Source organism: Phormidesmis sp. 146-33 (assembly GCF_052939515.1).
This window is the reverse complement of record NZ_JBJPHU010000173.1, coordinates 1-10,350: the sequence shown is the minus strand read 5'-3', so window position 1 is coordinate 10,350 and position 10,350 is coordinate 1. Positions and strand designations below refer to the sequence as shown.

The following is a 10,350-nucleotide window of genomic DNA, read 5'->3' as shown; positions in this document are numbered from 1 at the left end:
TTTGGGCTGCCCCGTCGCATCGAAGACACCCTCGACAAGCTAGAGCGGGGCGATATTCGAGTGCGGGTTCGCTCTACAGAGACCGATCGCATTCTGCGGCGGATGAGTGGGGTTAATATGGGGACAAACTACACCCTGCTGACCTGCGCCTTTACATTGTCGGCTACGATTTTATTTGTTAACAACTTCCCGTGGATCGCGGCGGCGATGGCAGGGGCGGCGGTTGTAAGCGCGATCGTTCTGATTCGGCTACTCGTCCGGCTCGATCGCTACGAGCGTCTGCCTTAGCTCCCAAGTCTTTCCACCCTTCTCCTCGCTATGAAACTCCTTTTTACAGGGATGACGGATACGGGCCTCGTTCGGTCTGTTAACCAAGATGCTTACTACATTGACCCAGCGGGGCACTTTTTTGTGGTGGCAGATGGGATGGGGGGTCATGCAGGTGGGCAAGAAGCGAGCCGTCTAGCTACTGAAGCGATTCGAGCTTATCTAGACACTCACTGGACTTCGACAACCTCCTCTCAAGATCTTCTAGAAAAAGCTCTGCTGGAGGCCAACTACGCCATTCTTGAAGACCAGCGGCAAAACCCAGAGCGATCGGACATGGGGACGACGGCGGTGGTCGTTATTTTTCGAGATGACCAGCCGATATGCGCCCATATTGGAGATTCGCGGCTATATCGTCTGCGGGGCGCAAAGCTAGAACAAATCACAGAAGATCACACCTGGGTGGCACGGGCGATGCGTCTGGGTGAGATTACGCCGGATCAAGCGAGAAGCCATCCGTTGAGACACGTCTTAGCCCAATGTCTGGGTCGAGAAGATTTGCGCCAGATTGAGATCGGATCTTTAGCGGTGCAGCCGGGTGATCGTCTCCTACTCTGTAGTGATGGACTGACCGAGGAGCTTTCTGACCAGTTGATTGCCAATCAGCTTAAATCGATTCGGGCTTGTGAGAAAGCAGCGGCGGCTCTGATCAATGCGGCCAAAGATCACGGTGGACGAGACAATATTACCGTGGTGATCGTGACGATCGATGGTCTGAGCCGTAGCGACAAAGAATGACTCAATCAACACAGACGCAGAGCAACAGGCAAGGTAAGTTCTTGTTGTTGCTTGATTTTGTGGGCAATTGACGATTGACTTTCGTGAATTCAATTTGACAAAGCCTTTGTGGAGTAAGCTTTTCAGCAATGCGTGCGTCCACTTTTCCTATTCATGTTTTGCCACATCGAAGGGAGCTAAGACCGCCTTTTGCTTGCTTACCTGACTCAAGGTGTACGGTTATCCTCCCAAAACTCAGCCAAGTGGAGTATGGTCACTTTGTCAAACACTTGTTATCTTTTGTAATAACGGATTAGTGATTCGCTTTCTGATTTGGGTATCTTTGAGGAATCAACCGAGTTCGTCGAGAATCTACCCTTGACAATCCCAAGTCAAAGATTCTCTGATCAACCTACTCTCTTACATTGGAGCCTGTCATGAACCAACCCGTAGAACTGTCGCTGGAACAAAGATTCAACATTCGATCATTTGAAACGCAAGTCGAGAAGATGAGCCGCGAACAAGCCCAAGACTTCCTCGTCAAGCTGTATGAGCAAATGTTGATGCGCGAAACCATGTATCGTCACTTCCTCAAGCATCAATGGGGTCTAGAGCCTGGCCCACAGATGCCGTAGCTTCACTTCTCGCTGCATGGGCGACCTCGATCTCTTGCTTTGTTCTGATGTGGAAAGAAGCTGGTGTGTGGGGCGTTCATCCGAGAACCAACTGACTCAGTACTTGAATCTAAACGAGTATCTAAGCTTAAACGATGCCTGCTGTGAGCCGCCTTGTCTGAGGGCGCTCTCAAGAGACAGATTTGCAAAGCTTTGATCTGATACCAAACTTTTCTCCATTGTTTTACAGTCACACGCTTTAAGTACCGTGACTGCCTGCTCTAAATAAAGCGCATTGATGAATTAGAAGCGGGTAGACCTTCTGGTTTCTGCGTTTAGAATCTTTAACTAGCTAGACACACTGCTATCCGGTGCCAGCCAGAGTACCAGATTTCGCACGTAGGCATGAATGTCGGCGATCGCTCTCGGTTCACTCATCGTATTGCCGGGTGGCTCATCGACAAAGCTAGGACAGCCCATTTGAGCATCCCAGTTGTAGTCGCAGAAGTGATGAAAGGTGGATTGAGCGATCGCTCGTCCCAAATGATGGCCCAGTTCATCTATCTCACGCTCTAAGGCAACTGCTAGATTAAACTCGCGCCCGGTCACTAAGCTTTTCCCAGTAGCGATCACCTGTGCGTTGGGAGTCTGGGCAGTTACGCCAACGGCTCCTTCGTGGGGGTGGGACGGAAAGAAATCAATGTATCCAGAGGGAGATTGGGGATTTTGAAGGAGATCATGAACGGGGGATAAGCGGGTAATCGCCTGATAATCGCCGTTGCGTCCTGAGTGGTAGTTGGGGTAAGAGATATAGGTGGTGTAAGGATCGTCAATACAATGGCGAGTTGCGTCCGGATCAGGATTTTTGCTGTGAAAGAAGTGGGTTGCGCCGATGCCAGCCAGCGAGCAGATCGAGCAGCCTAAATCCATGTGATCTCTCGTTGCCAGAATGCCGCCGCCCCGTTGCCGAAACGCAGTAATTCCAGCACAATCTTTTTCGGTAATGCCATCGCCGACATCGACCGCGAAGAGCCAGAGTTGGTCAAAGGGTGAGCGCTCCAGCGTACTCAAAATGGGATCGTCGCCCTGGGAATCAGATTCACGATCGCGAGACACGACTTCGCAGAGAGGATTGCCATTATCAGTGAGCGATTCTAAATACTGGTGCAGCAAAGAGAATCGGGCAATGCTCCAGTCGTCTGCTGTCGTGGGAATCGTCGTCTGTAAAAGAATCCGAAGGGGCCGCATATATTCTTCTCTAGCACTGAGAGGATTATAGCGATTCTTGAATTCAATACAATCTGAACTGATACCAATCCTTCATAAAGCTGCACGCCTTCTGATCCTCCCTAACCCGCTTAAAAAGAGGGGAAAAGAATGGGTTGTGAGTTGACTGTCTGAGTACCAATTTGAAGTTTTTGAATCGTTAAGTTTTTGAATCTTGTATGATTGCAGCTTGACCGATTTCTTGATAAATCATCAGGAATTGATCGACGACGCTGACAGGAGAAAACCGTTCACTCACGTATTGATAGGCACTTTTGCCTCGATCGATCGCTGCCTGGGGATTCTCCAAGCATCCTTGCATCGCAGCAGCGAGTTCTTGAATGTTTTCTGCCTCAAACAGCAGATTATTTGTCCCTGCCATTTCGGGTAGACCGCCCACGTTGGCGACGATCGAGCAAGTCTGAACGCTGGATGCCTCTAGAGTGACGTAGCCTGCGGGTTCTTGCCAGCGAGAGGGGGCAATCAGAGCCAGAGACGATCGCACAATGGGCAAAATGTCCGGTTGAGAATAGTTGCCTAAAAATTTTACGCAGTCCGAAATTTCTAATTTGTCAGCAAGGTCTTTCAGGTCTTTCGCCTGATTTCCATCACCAATGATCAAAACTTTAAAGGGATGATTTTGAGTGCGAAGAATTTTAGTGGCCTTAAGCAAAAGATCAACGCCTTTGTCGTTGTACAAGCGACCGACATAAACAAATGAATAAGGTTTAGAGAAAGTATCGATCGTCTTTTCAGGCTGGTTTCTAGGAATATTAATCGGATTATATAAAGTGTGAACTTTCCAGGGAAAGCTGTGAGACTCGGCGAGAAACTGACTACAGGCTGCCTGACGATCGCTGACCAGGGTTGTAGAAAATCGAGTTATAAGTCTGGCTAATTTTATAAAGGTGTGGAGCTTCCACTTGAGGGGATAGTTGCGTTTGGGCAATGAGTAAATGAATTCTGTTTTGAGCCGTTGTAATAAAGACATTGGCTCATAGTGATCATGAATTGATAGATAAAAAAGATAGTGATATTTGAGGATAATCTTCTTGCCCAAGAGTTTACATAGGATTGCAAAAGCTAAATGATTAGAATTCATATGAACGACATCAGCTTGAGCGATCGCAGTTAGCCAATCTCGAACAGAAGTCTCTTTGGTTGAGATAACCTGTGTCTCGATTCCTCTTTTGTGAAATTCTGGAGCGATGGAGTTGATGTAGGTGAGAACGCCAGCAATTTCATCCTGGACGTGATTGTGTTGAATCAGTATCATAACTTACATTTCTTTTAAGATTTAAGCGATGGTTCCATAAATAGAAGGGGCTGGCTACGCTGCTTTTAAGTAATTCCAATTCGCAAGCGGCAAACAGGTCGGTTTTAATGACTTTTCTATATTGAATGGAGTGCCTTGTAAGTTTGATCAAGTCATTGACTAAAAACACCGGGAAAGCGATCGGGCGCTGCCAATTTTTAAGCCGAATCATCCGAATGTGATGTTTTGCCAATCCTACCCCGCGCACTAGCTTGATCAAATAGTCTCGCCCCAAGCGCCATTCTGGAATCTGGTGATAAAGGTGCATTTCAGGGTTGTACCAGATCTCCCAACCTTGCATCTGAACATGAGCAACCGCCTCGATATCCTCACTGGCTAACATCGAGTCAGCCGTTCTACCAACCAGAAATTGCTGCTGGGGGACGGCATTTAACCAGGCTTCTCGACGAATCACTAAACCTGCGGTCGGAGGAAGGACTCGCCGTTTGGGTGTGTATATGTGAGGTTTTGAACCACGTTCGATAATCGCTAAATAGGTAGACAGTCGTTTGAATTCTTCGGGCGGCTCGACTTCAAACTTTCCATGAATTTGACCGTTGAAAGCTCCCGCTTTGGGATGTTCTTGAGCAAATTTGTAGGCAGCAGAGATCCAATTTTCGTCAGGAAGATTATCGTCATCCAGCAAACAGATGAGTGAGCTATTTGCATTTTGAATCGCCGTCTGTCTTGCAAAAGCGGCTCCTTGTTTTCCTTCAAAAAGGTAGTGAATAGAATCGGGCTGAGGCCAATCTTTTTGATAAGTTTTAACGACTTCTGAAGTACGATCGCTGCTGTTGTTATCGACAATAATGATTTCCCAGGCAATGTTCTCGGTGTTGACTTGCGATCGCAATCGTTCTAATACTTTAGGCAATCGATCGGCACCGTTGTAGGTACAAATCGCAACACTGAGATCGAGTGACTTCATAGGAGTTCTAATTTAATGTCAGTACTTGCAAAACGGTAGAGTGCCCTGTCCCTGAACTTCAACTTGGAACTTCAACTTGAATGGGCTTGTTTCCGCTTTTCGTAGAGGTTCTTCCAAATATGAAAGGGGCTGAACAGTCTGCCCACAAAAAACTCCATTTCACAGGTAGCAACAAGGTCGGATTTAAGGGTGCGGCGATGTTGAATGAAATGTAGCGCAATCTTGCGAAGGTCGTTGAGCAGCAGTAAGGGAAACATGAAGGGTCGCTGCCAGGGCTGAAATCTCAACATGCGAAACCGATGCTGGCTGAGTCCGATGACACGAAAGAAGTTGACTAAATAATCTCTTTCTAGCCGCCACCTGGGAATTTTGTGAACGATCGTCATCTCCGGGTTGTACCAGATTTCCCAGGAGGACTGCTTAATATAAGACAGCGCTTCTGTCTCTTCACCTTTGAGCGAAAAGCCTTTGCCGACGGGGCCCTGAACGATCTGATCTGTCACCCAATCCAGCCAGACCTGCTTGCGAATCACCAACCCCGCCCCGACGGGTAAGCCTCTTTTGTAGGAGTCGTAGCGAAAGGTTTTTTTGCGCTCCATTGTGGGCAGGTAATGGGAGATGCGCTGAAAGTTTTGCGGCGGCTCGACTTCGTACTCTGGGAGAATGCGGCTTCCGTAAGCGCCTGCGTTGGGGTGAGTCTGAGCAAATGTGTGGGCGGCCGCAACCCAATTGGGAGTGGGCAGATTGTCGTCGTCCAGAAAAGCAATGATCTGCCCGTTGGCTTCGTGAATAGCTCGACGGCGGGCGATCGCTGCTCCCTGTTGCGGTTCAAACACGTATCGGAGTTGGCATTGGGGCAGCCAATCGTCTTGGTAATCACGAACTACATCCGCCGTGTTGTCGGTGCTGTTGTTGTCTACGATCAAAACTTCCCAACTGACGGATTCGAGTTGGATTTGCGATCGCAGTCGGTCTAGCATTGGCGATAGACGAGCAGCACCGTTGTAAACACGGATGGCTACAGTGATATCCAGCATGGCTCTTAGGTAAAGACTACAAAAGACAAGCGCGTCTCACCTATAATTTGCCCAGGCTAAGGATTTTCTATCAGCCTTTGGAGGGGTGTTATTTGAATAGGGTTAATTTGGCGCGATCGTTCAGTAGGACTCCTCCTTTTTCATTCATGCTGAAGTCGTTTCCGGGAGTTAATCCTTTGTCGATTAGTCTTTTGTAGAGAGTCATGGAGGTAATACGGCGGATTTCTCGCATCACGTAGCCCGGAACGGTGTTTTCGACCGCCCAACAGAAGGCGAGGGGGTCTGTGTGGATCAGGCGTTCGAGGCTGACGAGGACGATTCCGGCGACATCTCGAAGGGTGAGGTGGCTTCGCAGGTTGGCGATGATTTCTTTGCCGATGCAGGTGTTGCGGGTTGCGAAGGCGCTGGTCAGTCTGCTGATGTCTTGTTCGAGTTCGAGATAGCTAATTTTTTGTTGCACGATGTCTAACTCACAAGGGACTTTCGGTAGCAAAATTACGATTCCAGAAAGTATACCCTGAGATAGATTTCCGCTTGTTGCAAAATAACTAACTTTCCCAGGAAGTTTGTTGCTCTTGAGCCGAAAGCTTTGTGAAAACTGGGGTTTCGTCTGTTCTCGTCTTAAAGTCTTCTTAACTCACTTCTTGAGCGATCGTGCCTCCAAGCTCTCTTGATTTTCTCGCAGACAAAGTTGGGCGCTTTGCAAAGAAACCGCATTCGTTACGACAGAGCCTGCGATCGTTAGAACAGAACTTACGATCGTTAGAACAAAACCTGCGATCGTTACGACAAAGCCTGCGATCGTTAGAACAGAACTTACGATCGTTACGACAGAACCTGCGATCGTTACGACAGAACTTACGATCGTTACGACAGAACCTGCGATCGGGCATTCGATTTGAAAGATCCTTCGTACAAGACAAACAGCAAGCCCGCCACATCATTGATGCAGAATTTACAGAAATCAAAGCCAAACAACTTCCCCAATGGCAAGACTCATTGAAAAGGTTCTGTAAATGCTACCTGTAGCTCAACGCTTTCACCTTTTCAATGGCACCCCCAACATTTGGCAAGGGTTATCCACATTGTTCTGCGGTTTCAATCCAGAGTTTTGCGGCAATCTCTAGTTCTGCCAAAGTTTCTGCCAAAGTTTCGGGCAAAGTTTCGCCTTGAGCCAAACATCCTTTCAGCGCTGGAATTTCAGCTACATAGCCACCCTCACCACTGGGATAAATCACGATCGGATAGTTCATGACAAAGACCCGATGTTAGGAGTCGATGGCACGCCTGTCAACTCAGAAAGAAACTCTTCATACTGAAATAAGAGACGAAACCTGGCAAAATTCCTCGATAAAGTTGAACTAATCGACCAAACGCCGCAAAATCGTTGAATGCCGATCGTTAAGAGAAACTTCACATGCTTGAATCCTACCGCCACCACGTAGCCGAACGCGCTGCTTTGGGCATTCCTCCGCTGCCGTTGACCGCTCAACAAACCTCTGAACTGTGTGACCTGTTAAAAAATCCTCCGACGGGCGAAGAAGAAGCGCTGTTGTCCATGCTGCGCGATCGCGTTCCTCCGGGCGTGGATCAGGCTGCTTATGTCAAAGCGGGATTTCTCACGGGGATTGCAAAAGGGGCGATCGCCAGTCCTTTGATTTCTCCCAAAGAGGCCGTGTTTTTGTTGGGCACGATGATGGGCGGCTATAACGTTCACTCGCTGATCGAACTGCTGTCCTCAGACGACGCAGATCTGGCTAATGAAGCCGTTGCCGCTTTGAGTAAGACGCTCTTGATTTTTGATGCGTTTCACGATGTTCAGACGTTGGCTGAGACGAATGCGTTTGCCAAACGAGTCCTGCAAGCCTGGGCAGATGCCGACTGGTTTACCCACCGTCCCGCGCTCGCAGATGAAATCAAAGTCGTCGTCTTCAAAGTGCCCGGAGAAACCAACACCGACGATTTGTCTCCCGCGACTCATGCCACCACTCGCCCCGACATTCCGCTTCACGCGCTGGCCATGCTCGAAACGCGGCTACCTGGCAGTCTGCAAACGCTGGTCGAATTAAAGAAAACGGGCTACCCGATCGCTTACGTGGGCGATGTTGTGGGAACGGGTTCTTCGCGCAAGTCGGCGATCAACTCGGTGCTGTGGCACATCGGACAGGATATTCCCTTCGTGCCCAACAAGCGGACGGGTGGATATATTTTGGGCGGGACGATCGCTCCTATCTTTTTCAATACAGCAGAAGATTCGGGAGCCTTGCCGATTCAATGTGACGTGACTCAGATGGAAACGGGCATGGTGATCACGATCCACCCCTACAAAGGTCAGGTGACTGATGAATCGGGAACGGTGTTGGCGACGTTTGGTTTGCAGCCGGATGCGATCGCCGATGAAGTTCGAGCAGGTGGGCGAATTCCTCTAATCATTGGACGTGCACTCACTGACAAAACTCGGCTGGCAATGGGGCTGTCTCCCAGCGATTTGTTTGTGCGTCCCCAACTGCCTGTTGATACCGGGAAAGGCTTCACGCTGGCTCAAAAAATGGTCGGCAAAGCGTGTGGTTTACCAGGCGTGCGTCCCGGAGCGTCGTGCGAACCTGCAATGACAACAGTGGGATCTCAAGATACGACTGGCCCCATGACCCGCGATGAATTAAAAGAATTGGCCTGTCTGGGATTCAGTGCTGATCTCGTCATGCAAAGCTTCTGTCACACGGCCGCTTACCCAAAACCCGTCGATATCACCACTCATCACGAACTGCCTGATTTCATCTCATCCAGAGGCGGTGTGGCGTTGCGTCCCGGAGACGGCATCATACATTCCTGGCTCAATCGGATGCTGATGCCTGACACAGTGGGGACGGGCGGCGATTCTCATACGCGGTTTCCGTTGGGGATTTCCTTTCCGGCAGGATCGGGACTGGTGGCATTTGCGGCGGCGATCGGCGTGATGCCTCTCGACATGCCCGAATCGGTTTTGGTTCGCTTCAAAGGTGAAATGCAGCCAGGGATCACGCTGCGAGATTTGGTGAATGCGATTCCCTATGTGGCGATTCAGAAGGGTTTGCTGACGGTGGGCAAAGAAAATAAGCAAAACATCTTTGCTGGCAAAATTATGGAGATCGAAGGACTCCCTGATCTCAAAGTCGAGCAAGCATTTGAACTCACCGATGCCACTGCCGAGCGTTCTTGTGCGGGCTGCACGATCAAACTCAGCATCGAAACGGTTTCAGAATATCTGCGATCGAACGTTGCCCTCTTAACCAATATGGTCGCCCGTGGCTATCAAGATGCCAGAACGATTATGCGCCGCGTCGCCCAAATGGAAGCGTGGCTGGCTAACCCTGTCTTACTCGAAGCCGACCCCGATGCGGAATACACCGAAATCATCGAGATTGATTTGAATCAGATCAAGGAACCGATCGTTGCCGCACCCAATGACCCCGATAACATCAAGCTGCTATCTGAAGTCGCTGGAGACAAAATCGACGAAATTTTCATCGGCTCCTGCATGACGAATATTGGTCACTATCGAGCCACCGCCAAAGTGCTAGAAGGTGCGCCCCCGGTGATGGGTCGTCTGTGGATTTGTCCCCCCACTCGCATGGACGAAAAGCAGCTTAAAGAAGAAGGCATTTACGGCATTTTTGGAGCGGCGGGAGCCAGAACCGAGATGCCCGGATGTTCCCTGTGTATGGGCAATCAGGCACGAGTCGCCGACAACACAACTGTTTTCTCAACCTCGACGCGCAACTTCAATAACCGCATGGGCAAAGGCGCACAAGTCTACCTCGGCTCTGCTGAACTGGCCGCCGCCTGCGCGTTGTTGGGTCACATTCCCACCATTGAGGAATATCTGGAAGTCGTGTCGAAGAAGATCAATCCCTTTGCCGATGATTTGTATCGCTACCTCAATTTCGATCAGATCGCCGGATTTGACGACGAAGGCCGCGTGATTCCGCTAGAAGAGATGCCCCGCATTGAGGACATTTTGGGACTGCCGATCGCCGCCGGGAGATAGTGTCGATTTAATTTGTAGATGCGACAAATCTTCAACCTCCCCCAACCCCTCATTAGTTAGGCTACCGTGTACACACAAGTCGTTATCGCTTCGTTTCAGGCGGCTTCAGCCCCCTAAAT

Annotated in this window: 10 protein-coding genes and 1 pseudogene; 5 read left to right on the top strand and 6 right to left on the bottom strand. The window is 49.5% G+C overall.

Going from position 1 to position 10,350, the window contains the following annotated elements; all coding sequences use genetic code 11:
• The 3 genes and pseudogenes from ACJ2PR_RS33450 to ACJ2PR_RS33440 form a co-directional block, all read left to right on the top strand.
• Nucleotides 1-288: pseudogene (locus tag ACJ2PR_RS33450) on the top strand (AarF/ABC1/UbiB kinase family protein); the annotation flags it as partial.
• A 30-nt stretch (nt 289-318) separates the two neighbouring features.
• Nucleotides 319-1,065 carry a Stp1/IreP family PP2C-type Ser/Thr phosphatase gene (locus tag ACJ2PR_RS33445; protein WP_446860584.1) on the top strand — a complete coding sequence of 249 codons (747 nt, stop codon included), beginning with the start codon at nt 319-321 and terminating at the stop codon, nt 1,063-1,065.
• A 416-nt stretch (nt 1,066-1,481) separates the two neighbouring features.
• Complete coding sequence (locus ACJ2PR_RS33440) at nt 1,482-1,679, top strand: NblA/ycf18 family protein (RefSeq protein WP_446860585.1); 198 nt, start codon at nt 1,482-1,484, stop codon at nt 1,677-1,679.
• Between the two features lie 327 nt (nt 1,680-2,006).
• Here ACJ2PR_RS33440 and ACJ2PR_RS33435 read toward each other — a convergent pair whose 3' ends face one another.
• From ACJ2PR_RS33435 to ACJ2PR_RS33415, 5 genes are all read right to left on the bottom strand, one after another.
• Nucleotides 2,007-2,906, bottom strand: a complete 900-nt coding sequence (locus tag ACJ2PR_RS33435; RefSeq protein ID WP_446880282.1) for a hypothetical protein — start codon at nt 2,904-2,906, stop codon at nt 2,007-2,009.
• A gap of 178 nt (nt 2,907-3,084) precedes the next feature.
• Nucleotides 3,085-4,200 carry a glycosyltransferase family 4 protein gene (locus tag ACJ2PR_RS33430; protein ID WP_446880281.1) on the bottom strand — a complete coding sequence of 372 codons (1,116 nt, stop codon included), beginning with the start codon at nt 4,198-4,200 and terminating at the stop codon, nt 3,085-3,087.
• On the bottom strand, nt 4,166-5,167 hold the full coding sequence (hpsE, locus tag ACJ2PR_RS33425; RefSeq protein ID WP_446880280.1) for a hormogonium polysaccharide biosynthesis glycosyltransferase HpsE: 1,002 nt from the start codon (nt 5,165-5,167) through the stop codon (nt 4,166-4,168). Before hpsE (ACJ2PR_RS33425) ends, ACJ2PR_RS33430 begins: the two co-directional genes overlap by 35 nt.
• 71 nt (nt 5,168-5,238) lie before the next feature.
• Nucleotides 5,239-6,204: a hormogonium polysaccharide biosynthesis glycosyltransferase HpsE gene (gene hpsE / locus ACJ2PR_RS33420; protein WP_446880279.1), complete on the bottom strand. Its 966-nt coding sequence runs from the start codon at nt 6,202-6,204 to the stop codon at nt 5,239-5,241.
• Between the two features lie 88 nt (nt 6,205-6,292).
• On the bottom strand, nt 6,293-6,697 hold the full coding sequence (locus tag ACJ2PR_RS33415) for a hypothetical protein (RefSeq protein ID WP_446880278.1): 405 nt from the start codon (nt 6,695-6,697) through the stop codon (nt 6,293-6,295).
• 161 nt (nt 6,698-6,858) lie between these two features.
• Between ACJ2PR_RS33415 and ACJ2PR_RS33410 the strand changes: the two genes are divergently transcribed.
• Entirely contained in the window at nt 6,859-7,233 is a 375-nt protein-coding gene (locus ACJ2PR_RS33410) for a hypothetical protein (protein WP_446880277.1), read from the top strand.
• A 47-nt stretch (nt 7,234-7,280) separates the two neighbouring features.
• Here ACJ2PR_RS33410 and ACJ2PR_RS33405 read toward each other — a convergent pair whose 3' ends face one another.
• Nucleotides 7,281-7,457 (bottom strand): type II toxin-antitoxin system HicB family antitoxin, encoded by a 177-nt coding sequence (locus ACJ2PR_RS33405; RefSeq protein ID WP_446880276.1) that lies wholly within the window; start codon nt 7,455-7,457, stop codon nt 7,281-7,283.
• A 164-nt stretch (nt 7,458-7,621) separates the two neighbouring features.
• On the opposite strand from ACJ2PR_RS33405, the gene acnB reads away from it, so the two are divergent.
• The gene (acnB, locus tag ACJ2PR_RS33400) at nt 7,622-10,231 is read left to right on the top strand and encodes a bifunctional aconitate hydratase 2/2-methylisocitrate dehydratase (protein ID WP_446880275.1); all 2,610 of its coding nucleotides are present in this window, start codon (nt 7,622-7,624) and stop codon (nt 10,229-10,231) included.
• Nucleotides 10,232-10,350: the final 119 nt, after the last annotated feature.

Excerpts from the sequence above, each read along its gene's own strand:
- ACJ2PR_RS33430 (WP_446880281.1), bottom strand. The coding sequence starts at position 4,200 with ATGATACTGATTCAACACAATCACGTCCAGGATGAAATTGCTGGCGTT.
- ACJ2PR_RS33445 (WP_446860584.1), top strand. The coding sequence starts at position 319 with ATGAAACTCCTTTTTACAGGGATGACGGATACGGGCCTCGTTCGGTCT.
- hpsE (WP_446880279.1), bottom strand. The coding sequence starts at position 6,204 with ATGCTGGATATCACTGTAGCCATCCGTGTTTACAACGGTGCTGCTCGT.
- ACJ2PR_RS33405 (WP_446880276.1), bottom strand. The coding sequence starts at position 7,457 with ATGAACTATCCGATCGTGATTTATCCCAGTGGTGAGGGTGGCTATGTA.
- ACJ2PR_RS33435 (WP_446880282.1), bottom strand. The coding sequence starts at position 2,906 with ATGCGGCCCCTTCGGATTCTTTTACAGACGACGATTCCCACGACAGCA.
- ACJ2PR_RS33440 (WP_446860585.1), top strand. The coding sequence starts at position 1,482 with ATGAACCAACCCGTAGAACTGTCGCTGGAACAAAGATTCAACATTCGA.
- hpsE (WP_446880280.1), bottom strand. The coding sequence starts at position 5,167 with ATGAAGTCACTCGATCTCAGTGTTGCGATTTGTACCTACAACGGTGCC.
- acnB (WP_446880275.1), top strand. The coding sequence starts at position 7,622 with ATGCTTGAATCCTACCGCCACCACGTAGCCGAACGCGCTGCTTTGGGC.